Consider the following 20,763-nt stretch of genomic DNA (forward strand, 5'->3'; position numbering starts at 1 on the left):
CGACGCGGCCGGGCTACTGGTACATCCGGAGCGGCTGGGCCTGCGAGCTCTCCTCGTCTTTCGCCTCGCGCATCTTCTCGGCGAACTGCTCTTTCTGGTCTCTGATCTCCTCGGCGTGGTCGACCAGCTCGGAGATGTCGACCTCGATGTCGGTCAGCGGGCCGATGCCGTGCTCGATGAGGACCCGCGCCGCCTCCGGGTCGGGGAACCGCTCGTTCGACTGGACGACGAGTCCGACGCCGTCGAGGCCGACCTCACCTGCCTCGTTGAGGAACGCGCCGGTCGGACCGCTGACGACGCCATTCTCGGGCGGCAGGTCGATGTCGAGCTCGTCGAGCAGCCCCCCCGCCTCGCCCGTCGCGATGCCGAACAGCTCCGGGACGCCCGACTTCTCGGCCGGGAGACCGCTGAGGAAGATGGGCGTGACGTTCTCGTCCTCGAGCCAGCCGACGAGGCAGTCCGCGAACTCGGCGACCGCAGCAGATTTCACCGGCACGTCGCTCTGGAGCGCGACCAGGTCCTCCTCGGGTGCCGCGTAGAGGCGGACCGGCGGCAGGATCTCGCGCTCGCCCTCGTGGTAGACGCCGATCGGTGCGAGGCTGTCGCAGTGGACCGTCCCGTACAGCTCCATGTCGAACTCCTCGACGAGGTGGTCAGTGGCGATCTTCCCGACGAGGCCGACACCGGGCATCCCCTCGACGAGCATCGCGCCGTCGACGTCCATCTCCGCGTGCTGCTGGATGTGTCCCATGTTCGAACTGATACGCGCACGTGAGGTAAAAGCTCCCCACGAGTGCGTCGCCCGTTCGAAACCGACTAACCGTTCCCCCGCGAAACCGCGCTCGATGGAGCCATTCGAGCGGTACCGGGACGTTGTCGACGACTTCGAGGCGTTCATCGACGCCTGCCGTCGCTCGCTCCCGATGGCGGTCCGCGTGAACACGCTGAAGGCGACGACAGAGCAGGTCGAACGCGCGTTCGACGAAGCCGGAGTCGGCTTCGAGCGTGCCGGCTGGCACCCCCACGTGATGCGCGTCGAGACGGACACCCCCGGGGCCACGTGGCCGAGCTTCCACGGCTGGGTCCACGGGCAGGAGGAGGTGTCGGCCATCCCCGCCACCGTGCTCGCACCGGAGCCGGGCGAGCGCGTCCTCGACGCCTGCGCCGCGCCGGGGAGCAAGGCGACGCAACTCGCCGCCGAGATGGACGACGAGGGAACGCTCGTCGCCAACGACAACAACCTCGGGCGGCTCTCCGCGCTGCGGTTCAACTGCGAGCGCCTCGGCGTCACCAACGTCGCGGTCACGAACCGGGACGCCAGGAACTTCTCGCTGAAGCCCTTCGCCGCCGAGGGCGAGCACGAGGGCCCACAGTTCGACCGCGTGCTCGTCGACGCCCCCTGCTCGTGCGAGGGGACCATCCGGAAAAACCCGGACGCACTCGACGGCTGGAGCGAGGACCACGTCGCCGGCATCGCGGGCGTCCAGAAGGGCATCCTCCGGCGAGCCATCCAGGTCACTCGCGACGGCGGCCACGTCGTCTACTCCACCTGCACGTTCGCCCCGGAGGAGAACGAGGCCGTACTGGACCACGTCCTCCAGCAGGAGGACTGCCACCTCGTCGACTACGACCTCGCGCTCGAACACGACGACGGTCTCACCGGGTGGCAGGACCAGGAGTTCGACCCGCAGATGACCAAAGCGAAGCGTGTCTACCCCCACCAGAACGACACTGGCGGGTTCTTCACCGCGAAACTGGAGGTGGGCGCATGAGCGAGAACGACGGGCAGCGCTTCGACCGCATTCCCGCCACCGAGGACGAACGCGAGGTCGAGGGCCGGGCCACCCGCGAGGAGGTCGTCGACTGGTGGGAGAACCGCTTCGGCATCCCCGCCGAGACGTTCGCCGACCACACGTTCTGGGAGAAGGGCGCGGGCAAGATCTGGATCTTCGCGGGCGACGCGCCGAGCCCCATCTCGATCGAGGGCCTCGGGATGACGTTCCTCCGGACCCGACAGGAGCACTGGAAGCCGACGACCGACGCCGTCCAGCGCTTCGGCCGGCTCGCCACGACGAACGTGTTCGAGCTGACCGAGGAACAGGCCGGGCGCTTCGTCGCCGGCGAGGACCAGGAGATCCCGTACGACGGCGACTGGGGCTACGTCATCGCCGCCCACGAGATCGCGGGCGAGCGCGAGCCCATCGGCGTCGGTCTCTACGTCTACGGCGAGCTCAAGTCGACGGTGCCGAAGGGCCGTCAGCGGTCGGTCTGAGGCACCCCCTCGTCCGACCCTTTTTATCGGAAACCGCGCCCAGACGCGGCGTGCCCTGACCACGCGACGCGTGACGGCCGAGGCGGGTGCGTGACGCACCGTCGCGCGAGAATCTGCGTCGCCTGTTCGCCATCTACCGACCCACCAGCGACGGCTCGCTCCGGATCGTCGTCCGCTCACTCCTCGCCAGCGTCGGCCTCCCGCACCGTCCCCCCGCCCAGTCCAGCCCACTCGACCCGGTAGCCGAGCCGCGAGAGCGTCGCGCTCGCGTCGTCCAGCCCGAACTCGTCGAGGACCGCCTCCGCCTCGTCGAGGTCCATCCCGGCTTCGACGCGTTCGCCCACCGCGTCGAGCACCGATGGACGCACGAGCGTCCGTCCGACGCGCTCGTGCTCGGGGAACGACTTCCCTTCGACGGCGCTCTCGCTGACGCCGTGGCGGTTCGCCAGTGCCGACAGCGTCACCACGTCGTCGTCCGGCACCAGTTCGTCCGGCAGGCCCGAGGCGGCCGCCGCCACCAGCTCGTCCTCGTAGCGCCGGAGCGCGTCACGGACGGCCTTCACCCGTACCCGCTCCGAGTACGTGACGACGCGGTGGTCCATCGCCGCGATGTCCTCGCCGACGCCGAGCGATTCGTCGACCGCGACGAGCATCTCCACGTCCTCCAGGTCGTCGAGCTGTGCGAGCTTCTTCGCGACGTACTCCGGCGTCCAGAAGCCCATCACCTCGAAGTAGACGCGGAACTCGTCATCGCCCGGGAGCCAGTCGAACGCGAAGTCGGGGATCATCACCCGCGAGCCGGTCGCGAGCGGCTCGGGCTCCCGGACGATGTCCCAGTCCAGCCCGAGCGATTCGAAGCGCGTCGCCACGTCGCGCTCGACCTGACTGTCGAACTCGACCTCGGCGACGGGCTCCGTGCCGGGCACTCGAACGGGGTCCTCGTCGGTGAGCACCAGTTCGCGCTCGGTGCCGCGATCGTCGATGGTCGCCGACAGCCGCCAGTCGTCGGTCTTCGCGACGGTGCGGAGCAGCCGGGCGAACCGGGTGCCGTAGCGGCGCGACCGTCGGAAGAGCGCATCGGGACCGGTGACGACGACCTCGCGACCGTCGTCCGTCCGCCGGATCTCGTACATCAGCCGGAGGCGCTTGACCGCCGAGACGAGCGCCTTCGGGTCCGACGAGCGTGCGCGGACCTCCGTCGCGTCGAACAGCGCCGTCTGCGCCAGCGAAAGGTTGTACTGCGCGACGAGTTCGGCGGGGGACCACGGCGCGTCGACGCTCGCGAGCACCTGCCGGTCCTCGAGGTCGGCGTACAGCGACCTGGCGAGTGCCTCGGGGGCGACGCCGCGGTCGGCGGCCGCCCGTGCGAGTGCCTCGTCCCGCTCCGCGGTGGTGACGACGCCCACTCGCTCGGCGGCCGCGAACGCGGCGCGGCGCGCCCGTTCCGGTTCGACGGGCGCACGAGTCTCCAGCGTCGTCTCCCGTTCGAGGAGCTTCGCGAACCCGCGGACGAGCTTGAAGTCGGGTGCGTCGGCCTCCAGCTCGGCGAGCGCGTCCTGCAGGTCGCCCCACTGCTCGCCGACGTGGCCCTGATACACGCCGAGGACGCGTGCTGCGAGCGCTTCGTGCTCCGGGTCGGCGAACTGCGGGTGGTAGCCCCCACCGGCACGGGACACCCGGAGCAGGTCCTTCGTTAGCATCGTCTGCCCATGGGGGGTGGGCAGTGAAAAACGCCACTCCCCGACGTGAGTCACAAAGGTTTCGTACCGACCGACCGAAGCCGCGGTCGATGCGACGCCGCGCCCTCTGTCGGAGCCTCGTCACCGGGGCCGTGCTGCTTGCCGGCTGTAGCCGCCGGCCCGGCGACCAGCCCGGTGCCGACCAGCAGCCGCCGCAGACAGAGCCGCCGGTGCCGACGACGGACGGCTCCGGCGACCCGACTACCGAGGCCACCCGACGGGCGGGTGAGGGGCTCTCGGTCGGGCTGGAGACCGACGAGACCGACGACGAGTTCCTCGTGACGGCGGTCGTCGCGAACAACCGGGAGTCGATGGTCGATCTGACCCTCGTTGCCGTCTGGACACGGGACGGAGAGCGGCTGGAACGGGCGCGCCGGGTGCGGCTCGCCGCTGGGGCGACGGGCCGGTACGAGTTCACGTTCGAGCGTGTCGGTTCGATCTCCTTCGAGTGGCGCGACCCGGGCGCGTCGACTAGCCTCGGCGGCGGCTCGCGACGCGCTCCTCGGCCGTCTCGGCGCTGACGAGCTCGTACAGCAGCGCGCGACCGCCATCGGTCTTCGGTCGCAGGATGCGCCCGAGCCGCTGGGTGAACTCGCGCTCGCTCCCGCTGCCCGAGAGGATGACGGCGACGTTCGCGTCCGGCACGTCGACACCCTCGTCGAGGACGTTCGAGGTAACGACACGCGAGTAGGTGCCGTCGCGGAACTTCTCGAGTACCTCGCGGCGCTCGCTCGTCCCGGTCTCATGCGTGATGGTCGGTATCAGGAACCGTTCTGAGATGTCGTACGCCAGTGCGTTGTGTGCGGTGAAGACGATGACGCGGTCGCCGCGGTGGTCGTCGAGGATGTCGGCGAGCGCGTCGACCTTCGCCTGGCTGCCCATCATGATGCGCCGGGCACGCTGTTTCGCCAGTAGCGCCTCGCGGGCTTCGGGGTCCGTGCCGGACCGCTTGATGAGCTCCTGGTAGTCGCTCCCGCTGGTGAACCGGATGTTGCTGCGGGCGAGGTAGTCGGTGAAGGTGGACTGGTGTTCCTCGTAGCGCTCGCGTTCGTCCGGGGTGAGCTCGACGGTGAGCTGCTTCACGTCGTAGCGGGCGAGGTGGTCGCCGGCGAGGTCGTCGACGGAGAGCCGGTAGACGAGCGGGCCGACGAGTTCCTCGATGATCTCGTGGGCGTCGTCGGGGCGCTCGAAGGTCGCGGTGAGGCCCATCCGGGCGGGCGCGGCGAGGAGCCGGCCGATGTCGCGGAAGCCCTCGCCGCCGAGGTGGTGGACCTCGTCGAAGACGACGAGTCCGAAGCGATCGCCGATGTCCTCGGCCTTGAGGTACGCCGAGTCGTAGGTCGAGACGGTCAGCACCTCCGCGCGCTGTTCGCCACCGCCGAACTGGCCGACCGGGGCGTCGAACTCGCGTTCGAGTTCGGTGCGCCACTGGTGGACGAGGTCGAGCGTCGGCACGACGACGAGCGTCGGGGTCTGGAGGCGCTCGATGGCACCGATTGCGACGACGGTCTTCCCGCTGCCCGTCGGGAGCTCGATGCAGCCGCGGTTCGGGAGTGGCTCGTCGCCGCCACCCCCTGCTGCCCACGCGTCGAGCGCGTCCTGCTGGTAGCTGCGCAGCTCGTAGTCGGAGTGGAGGTCGGGGACCGTGTCGAGGGCGAGCACGTCGTCGTCGACCGCGCGGTCGTTGCGGTCGAGCCAGTCGCGGATCGCGGCGTAGCGGTGCGCTGGCGCACGTCCGGTGTGGCTCCGGGCGTCGTACTCGACGCCGGGGAGCTCGTCGAGGGCGTCGCCCTCGGCGCGGAGCGTGCCGTCGTCGTAGCGGAGCGAGACCGTCACGGGCCGGTGATTGCCACCCGGGCGGGTTACGTGTTCCGGGTGTGTGGGTGGACGGTGGCCTCGGCTGTTCTCCCTCGCCGCGTACCTGAACCCTTTTGTTCACCCACGGGTTTTGTTTCGCACATGGACGAAGACGAGGATACGGAGCAGCCGACCCCGGAGCAGGGGTCGGCAGCCGCAGACGAGCCACCGGAGTCGCCCCCGGAGGAGGCCGAGGAATCCACCGACGACGCGGTGGTCGACGAGGAGCAGACCGCCGAGGCGTCGGCTGAGTCCGACGCGCCAGCGTCCGACGCGTCCGAGGCCTCGCAGGCGGCGGCCACCGAGGAAGACTCGGCGACGGACGAGGACGCGGCCACCGCAGCGGCGGACGTGGACGCCGAGCCCGCCGGCTCCCCCGTCGGCGAGGACCTCGTCGGGCGCGCGAGCCAGTACGATGAGGAGCTCGGTGCCGAGGTCGCCGCACTCGTCGAGCGCGCGTTCGAACTGAAGGACGACGCGGACGACCTCCGGCGCCGAGTCGACGAGCTGGAGGACGAGCGCGCGGAGCTCGAGGAGGAGCGCGAGGACCTGAAACAGCGCCTCGTGCGGAAGCAGGCGGACTTCAAGAACTACAAGGAGCGGGCGAAGAAGAAGCAGGACCAGATCCGCGACCGTGCGACGGAGGACCTCGTCGAGCGACTCCTGCCGGTCCGGGACAACCTCACCCGTGCGCTCGAACAGGAGGGCGAGGACGCGGACATCCGCGAGGGTGTCGAGGCGACGCTGCGCGACTTCGACCGCGTGCTGGAGGAGGAGAACGTCGAGGAGATCGTCCCGGCGGAGGGCGACGACGTCGACCCGCAGCGCCACGAGGTGATGGTACGGGTCGACAGCGAGCTTCCGGAGGGCGACATCGTCGATGTCTACCGACCGGGTTACGAGATGGCCGACAAGGTCATCCAGACGGCGCAGGTGACGGTGAGCAACGGGGCCGACCACGAGCCCGAGGAGGCCGTCGCCCTCGGCGGCGAGGTCGAGACCGACGACGACGGCGATGACGATGGGACGGGGGCGTCGGAGACGGCCGCTGCGGACGACGAGGTGCCGTCGGGCGAGGGCGATGGCGAGGCACCGGAGGGTGAGGAAGCAACCGCCGGTGACAACCGACACTGACGGCGGTCAGCGGCCGCAAGCGTAAAGCCAATCTCGACGAACGCGAAAATTAGCTCTGCGGGCGGCATGTCGGCGAGTAACGGCTTTAATTCGTTGGATAGTCGAGTAAAGCAAGTTTTAAAACCTCAAGCGAGTTAGTAGACTGTAACATGGCGAGCAACAAGATAATCGGAATCGACCTTGGGACGACCAACTCCGCGTTCGCGGTGATGGAAGGTGGCGACCCCGAGATCATCGTCAACAGCGAGGGGAACCGGACGACGCCCTCCGTCGTCGCGTTCACGGACGACGGCGAGCGACTCGTCGGCAAACCGGCGAAGAACCAGGCCATCCAGAACCCCGAGCGCACCATCGCGTCCATCAAGCGCCACATGGGCGAGGACGACTACACCGTCGAGATCGACGGCGAGGACTACACGCCGGAGGAGATCTCGGCGATGATCCTCCAGAAGATCAAGCGCGACGCCGAGGAGTACCTCGGCGAGGACGTCGAGAAGGCAGTCATCACGGTGCCGGCGTACTTCAGCGACCGCCAGCGCCAGGCGACGAAGGACGCCGGCGAGATCGCCGGCTTCGAGGTCGAGCGCATCATCAACGAGCCGACCGCCGCCGCGATGGCGTACGGGCTCGACGACGACTCCGACCAGACCGTCCTCGTCTACGACCTCGGGGGCGGCACGTTCGACGTCTCCATCCTCGACCTCGGTGGCGGCGTCTACGAGGTCGTCGCCACGAACGGCGACAACGACCTCGGTGGCGACGACTGGGACGAGGCCATCATCGACTGGCTCGCCGACGAGTTCGAGAACGACCACGGCATCGACCTGCGCGAGGACCGGCAGGCGCTCCAGCGCCTGAAGGACGCCGCCGAGGAGGCGAAGATCGAGCTCAGTAGTCGAAAGGAGACGGAGATCAACCTCCCGTTCATCACGGCGACCGACGACGGTCCCATCCACCTGGAGAAGTCGGTGACGCGGGCGAAGTTCGAGAACCTCACGAGCGACCTCATCGACCGCACGGTCGAGCCGACCGAGCAGGCACTGGCGGACGCGAGCTACGACAAGGACGACATCGACGAGGTGCTGCTCGTCGGGGGCTCCACCCGGATGCCCCAGGTCAAGGAGAAGGTCTCCGAGCTCATCGGCCAGGAGCCCAAGAAGAACGTCAACCCGGACGAGGCCGTCGCGCTGGGCGCTGCCATCCAGGGCGGCGTGCTCGGCGGCGAGGTCGACGACATCGTCCTGCTCGACGTGACGCCGCTGTCGCTCGGTATCGAGGTCAAGGGTGGCCTGTTCGAGCGTCTCATCGAGAAGAACACCACCATCCCGACCGAGGAGTCGAAGATCTTCACCACGGCCGCGGACAGCCAGACGTCCGTGCAGGTCCGCGTGTTCCAGGGTGAACGCGAGATGGCCGAGGACAACGAGCTGCTCGGCGAGTTCCACCTGACCGGTATCCCGCCGGCACCGGCCGGAACGCCGCAGATCGAGGTCACGTTCAGCATCGACGAGAACGGCATCGTGAACGTCTCCGCCGAGGACAAGGGGTCGGGCAACCGCGAGGACATCACCATCGAGGGTGGTGCCGGTCTCTCGGACGCCGAGATCGACCAGATGCAGGCCGAGGCCGAGGAGCACGCCGAGGAGGACCGCCAGCGCCGCGAGCGCATCGAGGCGAAGAACAACGCCGAGGCGACGCTCCAGCGCGCCGAGACGCTGCTCGAGGAGAACGAGGAGGCCGTCGACGACGACCTGCGCGAGACCATCGAGGCCGAGATGGACGAGGTCGAGGCGGTCATCTCGGACGACGATGCGAGCAAGGACGAGATCGAGGCCGCCGCGGAGTCGCTCTCGAAGGAGCTGCAGGAGATCGGCAAGCAGATGTACGAGGGTGCGGCGGCCCCGAACGGTGGCATGGGTGGCGGCGCGGCCGGCGGCGCAGCCCCCGGCGGCGACGCGGCCGAGGACGACGAGGAGTTCGTCGACGCCGACTTCGAGGACGTCGAGGACGACGCCGATGCGGCCGAGGACGACGAGGAGTAAGTAGTCGAATCCGGCGACGGCAGCCCCGTCGTCGAGCGGGATACGCTCGCCAGCCGAACCCGTTCTTTTCAAGTGTTCCAATCCGCTACAGTGTGATAACCAATGAGTGAGGACTTCTACGACGTTCTCGGTGTCGGCAGGGACGCGTCCGAGGACGAGATCAAGCAGGCCTACCGGAAGAAGGCCGCCGAGTACCATCCGGACGTGTCCGACGCGGAGGACGCCGAGGAGAAGTTCAAGCAGGTGAAGAAGGCGAAGGAGGTCCTCACCGACGACCAGAAGCGCCAGGCGTACGACCGCCTCGGCCACGAGCGCTTCGAGCAGGCCGAGAAGCGCGGCGGCTTCGACCAGGGCGCGGGCGGCGGCGCTGGCGGCTTCGGCGGCGGTCGCGGTGGGGACCCATTCGGCGGCCAGGGTGGCATGGGTGGCATCAACGACATCTTCGAGCAGTTCTTCGGCGGCGGCCAGGGCGGCCAGCGCTCACGCGACCGTGGCCCACAGCCCGGCCGCGACCTCCGCACGCAGATCACACTCGACCTCGAGGAGGTGTACGAGGGCGTCGAGAAGCAGGTGACCATCTCCCGACCCGCACACTGTGACACGTGCGAGGGGGAGGGCCACCCGCCCGACGCCGACGTCGAGACCTGCCCCGACTGCAACGGCCAGGGTCGGGTGACACGCGTCCAGCAGACCCCGCTGGGGCGCGTCCAGCAGACCCAGACCTGCCCCCGCTGCGAGGGCGACGGCGAGCTGTACGACGAGCAGTGCGCGGACTGCGGCGGCGACGGCGTCGTCGCCGAGGAGGCCTCCCTGAGCGTCGAGATCCCCCCCGGCGTGCAGAACGGCCAGACCATCCGCATGGGCGGTGAGGGTGCGGTCGGCGACCCCGGCGCACCCCGTGGCGACCTCATCATCGAGGTCAGCGTCGCCGACCACGACTCCTTCGAGCGCGAGGGCGACGACCTCTACCACCGGCTGCCCATCTCCTTCCCGCAGGCCGTCTTCGGCGACACCGTCGAGATCGAGACGCTGGGGGGCCGCGTCGAACTCGAGATCCCCGAGGGCACCCAGAGCGGCGAGACCTTCCGCCTGCGCGGCAAGGGGATGCCCCACCTCCGTCGGCGCGGCAACGGTGACCTGTTCGTCCAGGCTCACGTGGTGACGCCGTCGGACCTGAACGAGGAGCAGCGCGAGGCGCTGGAGGCGTTCGCCGAGGCGGGCGGCGAGGACATCGAGGTCAAGAAGGGGTTCTTCGAGAAGATCGAGAGCTTCTTCTGAACGACTGTTCGTGATCTGGTTCCGCTGGTGAGCGAGTTCGTGACCGACGAGTCTCGGCCTTCGCAGGAACGTCCGGTGACTCGAACAGCCAGAGATCGCCGAGACCTTCGCCCATTTCAGTCACCCGAGAGCAACGTCTCCGGCACCGGAGACTCCACGCACTTTTCCCGGCCTGCGCCCAACGTCGGGGTATGCAGACGCTCGCCGACGTGCTGGCACGGGAGCGACGGGGCGACGCGCCCGCGCTCTACGCGGAGGGGCCGACGACGCAGCGCTACGACTACCGGCGCTTCCTGACGACGGCGTGGAAGACGGGCAACCTCCTGCACAAGCGCGGCGTGCGGACGGGAGCGACCGTCGCGATCGTCCCGTCGGCGCGCGCCCAGCCGGTGCTCACCTTCCTCGGGGCGTCGCTGCTGGGAGCGGTGACGCGATTCTCCCCGCCCAGAGCGGTCGAGGCGCGGGCGTTCGTCGCGCCGACCGACCGGCTCGCGGAGTACGACATCGCGCCGGGAACCGCGACGGTCGGCTACGGCGCGGACCCGGAGAGCCCGGCGCACGACTACTGGGAGGGTGGGGTCTGGAGCGAGAACCCGACGATGCCGCCCGAGCCCGCCGCGCCGTCGGACCCGATTCTCGACGACGGCGACCGGCAGTACACACACGCGGACCTGCTCGCCGGGGCGACGTGGGCCGTCGAGGAGCTGGGGCTGGCTGCCGACGACACGGTGGCGGTCGGTGGGACGGTCTCCTCGCCGCCGGTCATCGCGGCGGGCATCCTCGCGCCGCTGGTCGCGGGAGCGTCCATCCGACTCGACGGTGGCGACGAGGAGCACGTCGCGGTCGAGGGCGGCGGGAGCGTCGACGTGTCGGCGGGGTTCTTCGATCGGGAGTCGGGGTGACGGACGCCCGACAGCTTGGACGTGAGCTTATCCGCGAGAGTGACGTCTCTTCTGGTATGAGCGAACGCGCCATCGAGCACGAGGCATCGACCGAGGATCACCCGGACGCGACGTTGGCGTCGGCGGGCGACATCATCACGGGGTTGCTCGACCGCGTGACCGAGTCGGCCGCCGTGCGCGCGGTGTACGGCGAGCCCGTCGAGGCGCACGGCCGGACTGTCATCCCGGTCGCGAAGGTCGCCTACGGCCTCGGCGCGGGGAGTGGCACCGACGCCGGCGAAGCCGAGGAGGACGACGGTGAGGGAGCGCACGAGAGCGGCGGCAGCGGTGGCGGCGCTGGCGTCGCGGCCCGACCGGTCGGCGTGGTCGAGGTGACCGACGACGGCACGCGGTTCGTCCGGTTCGACGACCGCCGCAAGCTCGCGCTCGGGCTCGGCCTCGGCCTCGGCGTCGTCCTCGGCTACCTGCTCGGGCGTCGCCGACGCGGTGGCGACTGAGGGCTACACGGCAGTCACGTAGGCCGTCCCGGCGAGGACGACGTTGTAGAGCGCGTGGGTGACGATGGGGACGGTGAGGTTGTCGGTCCACTCGTACAGCGCGCCGAGGATGGCCCCGGTGCCGGCGATGAGCAGTACGCCGGCGACGACCTGCTCGACGGAGCCGGTGTAGTTCGAGAGGTGGACCGAGCCGAACAGCAGGCTGGAGCCAAGCACCGAGCCGACGGGCCCGAACGTCTCGCGGAGCCGACCCTGCACGACGCCGCGGAACAGGTACTCCTCGGCGGGCGCGACGATGAGGACCGAGAGGATCGCGACACCGAGGAAGAAGTCCGGGTCGATGGTCCCGCTCTCCTCGATGACCGAGCCCGGCACGAGGTCGAAGGCGGCGAGCAGCACGGACAGCCCGACCGCGACGACGAGGGCGACGAGGGTGCCAGCCAGCGCGTAGCCGACCTGACGGCCGGTCGGGGCGCGGACCGGAATCGAGAGTCCGCGTCGTCGTGCGTACGCGAGTCCGAACAGGAGGAAACCGACCTGCCCGGCGGCCGTCAGCAGGAGCAGTCCGAGCGTGGTCTCGATGTCGAGCCCGAGCGCGAGCGACGGGACGAGGAAGACGACGCCGACGAGCGTCGAGACGACGATGGCGAGCACGGTGAGGCCGGCCGCCGCGATGGCGGTCCGGACCGGGCCGGTTCTGGCGTGTGTGTCGGTCACGGCTCGTGATACGGGACGGCGTGTCAAAACGACTGCGTCGGCAAGCGGGGAGCCGGCGTTACCGCGCGTCCGCCAGCCGCTCCAGCGCCTCGGGGTTCTCGATGCTGCTCATGTCGCCGAGCTCCTCGCCCTGGTAGGTCGCCTCGATGGCGCGGCGGATGATCTTCCCGGACTGGGTCTTCGGGAACTCGTCGACGAACAGGATCTCGCGCGGGCGGAACGGCTTGCCGAGCTCCTCGCCGACCTGTGCGCGGAGTTCGTCGCGGAGTTCGTCGGTCTCCTCGTAGCCGTCCTCGAGGATGACGTAGGTGACGACGGCGGTACCGGTGGTGTCGTCGGGGGCACCGACGGCGGCGGCCTGGTTCACCGCGTCGTGGTCCATCAGCGCGCCCTCGACCTCGGCGGGGCCGACCTTCCGGCCGGCCACGTTGAGCGCGTCGTCCGCGCGGCCGTGGAGGAACCAGAAGCCGTCCTCGTCCATCTGGGCCCAGTCGCCGTGGTCCCAGAGGTCGTCCCAGGAGGACCAGTACTCGTCGAGGTAGCGCTCGTCGCCCGACCAGAGGCTCTTCGTCATCGAGGGACAGGAGTCGCGCGCGACGAGGAAGCCGCGCTCGTGGGTGTCCCTGATGGACTCGCCGGTGGAGTCGACGATGTCGATGTCCATCCCGAGGCCGGGGCCGCCGAGCGTGCAGGGCTTGAGCGAGTTGATGGGCATCGGCATGAGGAAGCAGCCACAGATCTCCGTGCCGCCGGAGATGTTGATGATGGGTGCCTCGCCGCCGCCGACCGTCTCCAGGAACCACTGCCAGGACTCGGGGTCCCACGGCTCGCCGGTGGAGCCGAGGATGCGCAGGCTGGAGAGGTCGTGCTTCTCCACCCACTCGTCGCCGTGCTTGCGCAGCGCGCGGATGGCCGTCGGCGAGATGCCGAACTGGGTGAGTCCGTGGCGGTCGATCATCTCCCAGAAGCGGTCGGGCTCGGGGTGGTCCGGCGCGCCCTCGTACATGAAGATGGTGTTGCCGAACGTGTGGTTGCCGATGAGCGTCCACGGCCCCATCATCCAGCCGATGTCGCTCACCCAGAAGAAGCGGTCCGAGGGCTTGAGGTCGAAGCCGAAGTAGAGCTCCTTCGCGCACTGGAGCTGGACGCCGGCGTGGGTGTGGACGATGCCCTTCGGCTTCCCCGTCGTCCCCGAGGAGTACAGCAGCATCGACTCCTGGCTGGAGTCGAGGGACTTCGAGTCGTAGTCGTCGGACTGGCTCTCGATGGCTTCCTCCCAGGTGTCGTCGCGGCGCTTCCACTCGATGGACTCCTCCTCGCTGCTGACGAGGCCGAGGCGCTCGTAGACGACGGTGTGCTCGACGTGGCCCGCCTCGTCGATGGCGTCGTCGGCCGCGCCCTTCAGCCGGACCTCGCCGCCGCGGCGGTAGAAGCCGTCGCCGGTGAACAGGACCGAGCACTCCGAGTCCGAGATGCGCGTCGCCGTCGCGTCGACGCCGAAGCCCGAGAAGATGGGCACCGCGATCGCGCCCACCTTGAAGCAGCCGTAGAGGATGGAGACGACCTCGGGCACCATCGGCATGTACAGCCCCACGGTGTCGCCCGTCTCGATGCCGACCGACTCCAGGTAGTTCGCCACCTGGTTGGACTGGCGGTGCAGCTCGTGGTAGGTGACCTCCCGCACCTCGCCGTCCTCGCCCTCCCAGATGGTCGCGACCTTGTTGCGTGTCTCGCTGTCGGCAGCGGCGTGGCGGTCCACCACGTTGTGCGCGAGGTTGAGTTCCCCGCCGGGGTACCAGTCGGTGAACTGCGGCCCGTCGCTGTCGTCCCGGACCGTGTCGTACTCCTCGTAGAACTCGATGCCGAGGTAGTCGACGAGTTCGTCCCAGAACCAGTCGACGCCCGACTGGTCGAAGCCGTCGTCCTCGGTAGTCGTCCGCTCGATGAGCTCGTCGTAGTCCGCGATGTCGTACTCCTGCATGAACTCCCAGACGTTCGTCGACTCGACGAACTCCTGGGACGGTTCGAACGCCACCTCGGATACGTCTTCCAGGGATTCCATGTCGTCCTGTGTGTTTCCGTGGGTGGGTCATAGAAATTGCCCTCAACGTTCGTGCGGTTTCTGCGTCCGCGTGCGTCCGGTGTTCGCCCCGGATTCGGGTTTGAGAGCTCCTCAGTCGTGGGACGCTCTGGAACCGCGAACAGCCAGAGAGGCCCGCGGTTCTGGGCCCCTCTCTGCCTGGAATCGACTCAACGCTCCTGGTCACAGAATCCTCATACCAGACACACTCACCCATCGCGCGAGAGCCGGGGTATTTATTATGGAACCGACTGCCTACTTGGCATAGACGATGCGTGTCGCGTTCGTCGCGCTGGAGACGGCACTCCACGTCGACAGCGAGGCGAACCGACGGCTGAAGGGAATCGCGGAGGACCTCGCGGCTCGCGGCCACGACGTCTGCGTGTTCTGTGCGAAGTGGTGGACCGGCGACATCCCGGAGTGGGAACACGAGGACGTCACCTACCGCGGACTGGTGGACGACATCGAGTCGGAGCGGAAGTTCCGCTACGCACTGCCGATGGCGGTCCGGAAGTTCGGCGCGGAGGTCGTCCACGCGGCCGGCCGGCCGGCGAAGCAGGTGTCGGCGGCGAAGAAGGCGGCGCGGGTCGCGAGAGCGCCGCTGATAACCGACTGGTACGGCGATTGCGAGGAGTACGGGCGGGCGCACCGGAAGGCGCTGAGGAAGTCCGACCGGGTGGTCACGCCGTCGGAGATGGTCCGTACGCACGTCTGGGAGCACGGCGCGGCGGACGACGGGGTCGAGGTCATTCCGAACAGTATCGACTTCGACCTGCTGCAGTCCGTCGAGCCCCGACGGGTCGCCGACGTGGTGTACGCCCGGCGGCTGGACGAGGGGGCGAACCTCGAATCGCTCCTCCTGGCGCTCGCGGAACTCCGGCAGGTGGACTGGTCGGCGGTGGTCATCGGCGACGGGCCGGAGCGGGCCGCGTACGAGCAGCAGGCACGGGACCTGCGCATCGACGACCGCATCACGTGGCTCGGCGAGTGCGACCGCGAGCAGCAGGTCGCGGTGTACCGCGGCGCGCACGTGTTCGCCCAGACCGCCCGCGAGTGCCTGTTCGCCACCGAGCTGCTGTGGGCGCTCGCCTGTGGCTGCATCGGCATCGTGGAGTACCACGCCGACTCGTCGGCCCACGAGCTGCTCGTCCGACGGGACGCCGAGTTCGACCGCGGCTTCCGCACCACGAGCGAGCAGGAGCTCGCCGCCGCCATCAGCGAGGCCGCGGGCATGGAGCGGTACACCGTGGACGACCGGTTCGCGGAGTTCGACGACCGGCAGATCCTGGAGCGCTACCTGGCGTGCTACCGCGAGGAGATGGAGTCGGTGGGGCTGTTCTGACCGAAGATTGAGGGCCCCCCGCGGGCAAGTTGGGGCGATGACGGCGGTGAGTCGATGACGGAGGTGGCTCGATGACCGACGGCTTCGACGAGGACCGCGCGCTCTCGCTGCTCGCGAACGGGGTGCGCGTCGAGATCGTCCGCGCGCTCGGCGAGGCGACCGTCGAGAGCGACGGACTCGGCTTCCTCGCGTACTCGGAGCTGCTGGCCCGCGTCTCCGTCTCGGACTCGGGGCAGTTCAACTACCACCTCGGCGAGCTCACGGGGCCGTTCGTCCGGAAGACCGACCGGGGGTACGTGCTCTCCTCGCGGGGGATGCTCGCGTTCCAGCACCTCGTCGGCGGCGGGTTCACAACGGGCCTCCGGGTCGACGCGTTCGACATCGACCAGGACTGTCACCAGTGCGGGAACGAACTCGTCGCGGAGTACGGCATCGGCTGGAGACAGCCACTGGAGCCACTGTTCACCGTCAAGTGCTGGGACTGCCGCGCGGAGTACGCCCGGACGTACGTGCCGCCACGGGGTGCCGGGGCGCGCTCGCAGGCGGAGCTGCTCGTCGCGGCCGACCAGTGGAACCGCATGGAGACCGCATCCCTCGTCCGCGGTGTCTGCCCGTGGTGCGGCGGACACGTCGACACCACGGTCCAGGAGCGCGACGGCGACCTCCCGGCGTCGGACGACGGGAAGGACCTTGAGGTGTACGTGGAGCATCACTGTCGTTCCTGCACCGGTTTTCACTACACCGCCGTCGGTGAGACGCTCCGGTACCACCACGAGGTCATCGCCTTCTTCGCCGAGCGCGGGCACGACCTCCACACCATCCCGAAGTGGGAGCTCCCGTGGGCCGTCGTCGACGATCACCTCACGTGGTACACGGACCCGTGGGACCTGTACGTCGAGGTGCCCTGCGAGGGCGACACGCTGCGGGCCCGCCTCGACGGCGAGGCACGGGTCGTCGAGACCGAACTCCTGTAAGCGAGATTACCGAAGCGCGGTTCGCAGAACCTTCTTGGTCGCCACGGCGTTCGGGGCCAAGCGGCGATGGCTGCCGCTCGCACGACCGTCCTGAAGTACTACGCCCTCCGCGCCGTATCGACCCCCGGCTTCATGTGGCCGGTGTCGATCCTCTACCTCGTCAGCCACGACGTCTCCTACGCGACGCTGGCGCTCGCTGGTGCCGCCGCCGCGGTCCTGACCGTCGTCGGCGAGGTGCCGACGGGGTACGTCTCCGACCGGCTCGGCCGGCGCAACACCATCGTCGTCGCCCAGGTGCTCTTCGGCACCTACCCGCTGACGCTGCTGTTCGCACGCTCGCCGCCCACCGTCGTCGCCGCCTTCTGCCTGCTCGGGCTCGCGGAGACCCTCCAGTCCGGCGCGGTGACGGCGTGGCTCTACGACGCGCTCGACGCCCACGACGCGACCGCCCGCTACACCAGGGTCGAGGGGCGCGGGCAGGCCATCCGGCTGGCCGTCCTCGCCGTGACGATGGTCGCCGGCGGCCTGCTGTACGCCCTGAACCCGGACCTCCCGTTCGTCGCCTCCACGGTGATGGGGAGCACCGGCGCGCTGGTCGCGACGACCCTCCCCGCGACCGGCGAGGGCGACGGGTCCGACCACCTCGGCGTCCGCGAGGCACTGACCGTCGTCCGCGAGCACCTGCTCTCGCGGGAGCTCCGGGGCTTCATCGCGCTCTCCTCGCTGGCGGTCGCCGTCGGCGTCTCCGCGCGCTCGTACGTCCAGCCCATCACGGTCGACGCGATGTCGCCGCTGCTCGCCGGGGTCACCGTCGCCGGCAGCCCCCTCCCCGAGACCGCGGTACTCGGCGTGGTCTACGCCTCCTTCACCGGGTTCGGCGCGCTCTTGAGCGACCGTGCGGCCGGCGTCGAGGCGTGGCTCGGCACCCGTCGGACCGTCCTCTGCTCCTTCCTCGTCGACGCACTGGCGATGTGTGCCGTCCTCGTCGAGCCGCTGCTCGTCGTCCCCATGATGTTCGTCCACCGGGGCGTCGTCTCGGTGCTCGGCCCCGTCAAGCGCAGCTACCTCAACGAGCAGCTGGAATCGGTCGGCCGCGCGACCGTGCTGTCGGCGGTGTCGATGGTCGTCTCGCTCGTGCAGGTCCCGGTCGGGCTCGGCGGTGGCGTCCTCGCGGACCGTCTCGCGCCCGAGGTGGCCGTCGCCGCCCTCGGCGCGCTGTTGCTCGTGACGACGGTGCTCGCCGCGCTCTCTACCCCGGTCGTCTTCGAGGAACGGGAGACGGCTGCGCCGGCAGACTGACTGCTTATTCGTCCAGCGTCTCGGGGTCCCGAACTCCCTCGGCGACGCGGACGGCGTCGACGTTCTCGTGCACGTCGTGGACCCGAATCACGTCCGCGCCGCGGTCGGCGGCGATGGCCGTCCCGGCGACCGTCGCCGGGAGCCGCTCGCCGTCTGCGCGACCGATGGCCCCGAACATCGACTTGTGGGAGTGCCCGACGAGGATGGGACAGCCGAGCGCGTCGAACTCGTCGATTCGGTCGAGCAGCTCGAACGACTCGGCGGCGGTCTTCCCGAAGCCGAGGCCGGGGTCGACGACGATCTGCTCGCGGTCGAGCCCCGCCTTCTCCGCCAGAAGCACCCGTTCGCGGAGCTGGTCGAGCACGTCGGCCACCACGTCGTCGTACGCGATGTCGTTCCCGGGGTCGACCGGCGTGTCGATGCTGTGCATCACGACCAGCGGCGCGTCGTACTCGGCGGCGACGAAGCGCATCTCGGGGTCGCCCAGCCCGGACACGTCGTTGCAGATGTCCGCGCCGGCGTCGAGCGCGGCGCGGGCGACCTCGGCCCGGCGCGTATCGACCGAGATGGGAACGTCGATACCGGCGTCGCGGACGGCATCGATGACGGGGACGACCCGGTCGCGCTCCTGTGCCGTCGAGACGGGGTCGGCCCCTGGCCGGGTCGACTCGCCGCCGATGTCGACGATGTCGACGCCGGCGTCGACCATCTCCCGCGTCCGTTCGAGTGCGTCGTCGACGGCGTCGTACTCGCCGCCGTCGTGGAAGGAGTCCGGCGTGACGTTCAGGATGCCCATGACGGCCGCGCCGTCGGTCCATGGGTAGTCGTCGGCGACCTCGTCGTCGCCGTCGAGCTCCAGCGTCTCGCGGAGCTCCCGGGCGAACTGCGCCAGCCCGTCGGGGCCGTCCGCGATGTCGTCCGCGAGTGCCTCGAACTCGGCCAGCGTGCCCATGAGAACCACGTCGAGGCGCTCGCCCTCGGTCTCCAGTCCGGAGACGGCGCATTCGCCGCCGTGGGTCAGCAGCGAGTCGCGGATCTTCGTCGCCTGCCGGCCCTGGAGTCGCGTCCGGAGCACGCGGTGGACGCCGTCTGCGCGCAGTTCCACAATCTCGTCGTCGGTGACCGCCGCGTCGGCGAGCACGTCGGTCGCGTCGTCGACGTCCCGAACTCTGGTGGGGACCTGCACCCGGGTCCAGCGCGTGCGGGCCTCCGCGACGGTGAAGAGGGAGCCCGTCACGAGCACGCAGTCGTCCGGGTCGGCGGCGTCGAGCGCCCGGTCGAGCGCCGAATCGACTGCACCGCAGGGCTGCGGGGTGTCGACGCCTGCATCCTCGAACACCCGGGCGAGCACCGCGTCGTCCTCGGCGCGCTGGAGGTCCGGCTCGCAGGTGTATACCGCGTCCGCGGCCGGCAGTCCAGCGGCCATCTCGCGGTGGGGCTTGTCGTGCATCGCACCGAAGACTATGTGCAGCGCGTCGTAGTCGAACTCCGCCAGGGTCTCGCCGGCGCGCTCGCAGGCCGCCGGGTTGTGCGCGCCGTCCAACACCGTCAGCGGCGCGTCGTCGAGCACCTCGAACCGCCCCGGCCAGTGCGCGTTCCGGAGCCCGCGGCCGAGAACGTCCTCGGTCACGGCCGCGCCCAGCTCGTCGCCGGCCTGCCGGGCCAGTGCGCAGGCGATACCCGCGTTCGTCGCCTGATGTGCGCCCAGCGTCGGCACGCGCGTGTCGACCCGCCAGTCGGTCCCGTCCGCGTCCGCGCCCGAGACCGACACCGCCGCCTCGACGTGGTTCTCCCGGCCGCCGTAGCTCGTCCGCACGGCCGCGTCGTCGTCGCCGACGGTGAGAACCGCCCCCGCCTGCTCGCGGACCGCCGCCAGCGCGTCGCCCGTCGCACCCGTGACGAGGGGGCGGTCCGCGGGCGCGACGTGGGCCTTGTCCGTCGCGATCTCCTCGACCGTCTCGCCGAGCAGCTGGGTGTGCTCCAGCGAGACGTTCGTCACCGCGCTCGCGATGGGGTCCACCACGCTCGTCGCGTCGAGCCTGCCGCCGATGCCGACCTCCAGCACGGCCACGTCGACGTCCTCGCGGTCGAACTGCCACAGCGCCAGCGCCGTCATGGCCTCGAAGAACGTCGGCGACTCACCGTCGGCCGCCCGGTCGACCACGTGCGGCTGGATGGTCGCGACGAACTCGCACATGGCCGAGCGGGGCACCTTCCGTCCGTCGACCCGAACCCGCTCGCGCACGTCCTCGAAGTGCGGCGACGTGTACAGCCCCACCGACAGTCCGGCCTCCCGCAGGACCGACTCCACCATCCGGGTCGTGCTGCCCTTTCCGTTCGACCCCGCGACCTGCACGCAGGCCAGGTCCTCGTGGGGGTCGCCGACGGTCGCGAGGAGGTCCGCCGTCGACTCCGTGCCCGGCCGCGCGCCGTAGCGCCGGAGGTCGAACAGCAGGCTCGCGGCCTCGTGATACTGCATACGCGAGCATCTTCCGGCGAGCGCTTTAGCGTGTCGGAGTCCGAATTCGGCCTCGGTCGGGAGCTGTGTCGTCGGTGGCGCGAACAGCGAGACGGTCCAGCTAGCCGTGGAACGTTCTCGAATCGACGTCAGCCAGAAACCCGCGACTCTC

General features: G+C 69.7%; 17 protein-coding genes. 11 read left to right on the forward strand and 6 right to left on the reverse strand.

From position 1 onward, the window contains the following. Nucleotides 1-13: 13 nt before the first annotated feature. Nucleotides 14-751 carry a proteasome assembly chaperone family protein gene (locus NOW55_RS09480; protein ID WP_256399856.1) on the reverse strand — a complete coding sequence of 246 codons (738 nt, stop codon included), beginning with the start codon at nucleotides 749-751 and terminating at the stop codon, nucleotides 14-16. 94 nt (nucleotides 752-845) lie between these two features. On the opposite strand from NOW55_RS09480, the gene NOW55_RS09485 reads away from it, so the two are divergent. Both NOW55_RS09485 and NOW55_RS09490 read left to right on the forward strand, forming a co-directional pair. Beyond that, nucleotides 846-1,772, forward strand: coding sequence for an RsmB/NOP family class I SAM-dependent RNA methyltransferase (locus NOW55_RS09485; RefSeq protein WP_256399857.1), 927 nt, complete (start codon nucleotides 846-848; stop codon nucleotides 1,770-1,772). Then, the gene (locus NOW55_RS09490) at nucleotides 1,769-2,272 is read left to right on the forward strand and encodes a DUF7122 family protein (protein ID WP_256399858.1); all 504 of its coding nucleotides are present in this window, start codon (nucleotides 1,769-1,771) and stop codon (nucleotides 2,270-2,272) included. The genes NOW55_RS09485 and NOW55_RS09490 overlap by 4 nt, the downstream gene beginning before the upstream one ends. A 176-nt stretch (nucleotides 2,273-2,448) precedes the next feature. On the opposite strand, the gene NOW55_RS09495 is transcribed toward NOW55_RS09490, so the two are convergent. Next, nucleotides 2,449-3,972 carry a DUF790 family protein gene (locus NOW55_RS09495; RefSeq protein WP_256399859.1) on the reverse strand — a complete coding sequence of 508 codons (1,524 nt, stop codon included), beginning with the start codon at nucleotides 3,970-3,972 and terminating at the stop codon, nucleotides 2,449-2,451. Between the two features lie 89 nt (nucleotides 3,973-4,061). Here NOW55_RS09495 and NOW55_RS09500 point away from each other — a divergent pair, with 89 nt between their 5' ends. Continuing rightward, complete coding sequence (locus NOW55_RS09500; RefSeq protein ID WP_256399860.1) at nucleotides 4,062-4,532, forward strand: hypothetical protein; 471 nt, start codon at nucleotides 4,062-4,064, stop codon at nucleotides 4,530-4,532. Here NOW55_RS09500 and NOW55_RS09505 read toward each other — a convergent pair. Next, nucleotides 4,483-5,847, reverse strand: coding sequence for a DEAD/DEAH box helicase (locus tag NOW55_RS09505; RefSeq protein WP_256399861.1), 1,365 nt, complete (start codon nucleotides 5,845-5,847; stop codon nucleotides 4,483-4,485). The two genes, NOW55_RS09500 and NOW55_RS09505, sit on opposite strands and share 50 nt — an antisense overlap. A gap of 123 nt (nucleotides 5,848-5,970) precedes the next feature. On the opposite strand from NOW55_RS09505, the gene NOW55_RS20765 reads away from it, so the two are divergent. The 5 genes from NOW55_RS20765 to NOW55_RS09530 all read left to right on the forward strand — a co-directional run bounded on the left by NOW55_RS20765 (nucleotide 5,971) and on the right by NOW55_RS09530 (nucleotide 11,721). Then, entirely contained in the window at nucleotides 5,971-7,002 is a 1,032-nt protein-coding gene (locus tag NOW55_RS20765; RefSeq protein WP_368407748.1) for a nucleotide exchange factor GrpE, read from the forward strand. A gap of 149 nt (nucleotides 7,003-7,151) precedes the next feature. Next, nucleotides 7,152-9,044: a molecular chaperone DnaK gene (gene dnaK / locus NOW55_RS09515; RefSeq protein ID WP_256399862.1), complete on the forward strand. Its 1,893-nt coding sequence runs from the start codon at nucleotides 7,152-7,154 to the stop codon at nucleotides 9,042-9,044. 102 nt (nucleotides 9,045-9,146) lie between these two features. Further along, nucleotides 9,147-10,322 carry a molecular chaperone DnaJ gene (dnaJ, locus tag NOW55_RS09520; RefSeq protein WP_256399863.1) on the forward strand — a complete coding sequence of 392 codons (1,176 nt, stop codon included), beginning with the start codon at nucleotides 9,147-9,149 and terminating at the stop codon, nucleotides 10,320-10,322. A 191-nt stretch (nucleotides 10,323-10,513) separates the two neighbouring features. Next, on the forward strand, nucleotides 10,514-11,224 hold the full coding sequence (locus NOW55_RS09525; RefSeq protein ID WP_256399864.1) for an acyl-CoA synthetase family protein: 711 nt from the start codon (nucleotides 10,514-10,516) through the stop codon (nucleotides 11,222-11,224). A gap of 56 nt (nucleotides 11,225-11,280) precedes the next feature. Then, nucleotides 11,281-11,721 carry a GerW family sporulation protein gene (locus NOW55_RS09530; RefSeq protein WP_256399865.1) on the forward strand — a complete coding sequence of 147 codons (441 nt, stop codon included), beginning with the start codon at nucleotides 11,281-11,283 and terminating at the stop codon, nucleotides 11,719-11,721. Between the two features lie 3 nt (nucleotides 11,722-11,724). On the opposite strand, the gene NOW55_RS09535 is transcribed toward NOW55_RS09530, so the two are convergent. Further along, entirely contained in the window at nucleotides 11,725-12,438 is a 714-nt protein-coding gene (locus NOW55_RS09535; protein ID WP_256399866.1) for a CPBP family intramembrane glutamic endopeptidase, read from the reverse strand. A gap of 58 nt (nucleotides 12,439-12,496) precedes the next feature. Then, nucleotides 12,497-14,500 carry an AMP-binding protein gene (locus NOW55_RS09540; protein ID WP_256399867.1) on the reverse strand — a complete coding sequence of 668 codons (2,004 nt, stop codon included), beginning with the start codon at nucleotides 14,498-14,500 and terminating at the stop codon, nucleotides 12,497-12,499. A 289-nt stretch (nucleotides 14,501-14,789) separates the two neighbouring features. Here NOW55_RS09540 and NOW55_RS09545 point away from each other — a divergent pair, with 289 nt between their 5' ends. The 3 genes from NOW55_RS09545 (at nucleotide 14,790) to NOW55_RS09555 (ending at nucleotide 18,133) form a co-directional block, all read left to right on the forward strand. Next, entirely contained in the window at nucleotides 14,790-15,860 is a 1,071-nt protein-coding gene (locus NOW55_RS09545) for a glycosyltransferase (RefSeq protein ID WP_256399868.1), read from the forward strand. A gap of 71 nt (nucleotides 15,861-15,931) precedes the next feature. Beyond that, complete coding sequence (locus NOW55_RS09550) at nucleotides 15,932-16,834, forward strand: DUF7351 domain-containing protein (protein WP_256399869.1); 903 nt, start codon at nucleotides 15,932-15,934, stop codon at nucleotides 16,832-16,834. A 66-nt stretch (nucleotides 16,835-16,900) separates the two neighbouring features. Beyond that, entirely contained in the window at nucleotides 16,901-18,133 is a 1,233-nt protein-coding gene (locus tag NOW55_RS09555; RefSeq protein WP_256399870.1) for an MFS transporter, read from the forward strand. Between the two features lie 4 nt (nucleotides 18,134-18,137). On the opposite strand, the gene folP is transcribed toward NOW55_RS09555, so the two are convergent. Then, nucleotides 18,138-20,612 (reverse strand): dihydropteroate synthase, encoded by a 2,475-nt coding sequence (folP, locus tag NOW55_RS09560; protein ID WP_256399871.1) that lies wholly within the window; start codon nucleotides 20,610-20,612, stop codon nucleotides 18,138-18,140. Nucleotides 20,613-20,763: the final 151 nt, after the last annotated feature.

The organism is Haloarchaeobius litoreus (assembly GCF_024495425.1).
GTDB lineage: Archaea > Halobacteriota > Halobacteria > Halobacteriales > Natrialbaceae > Haloarchaeobius > Haloarchaeobius litoreus.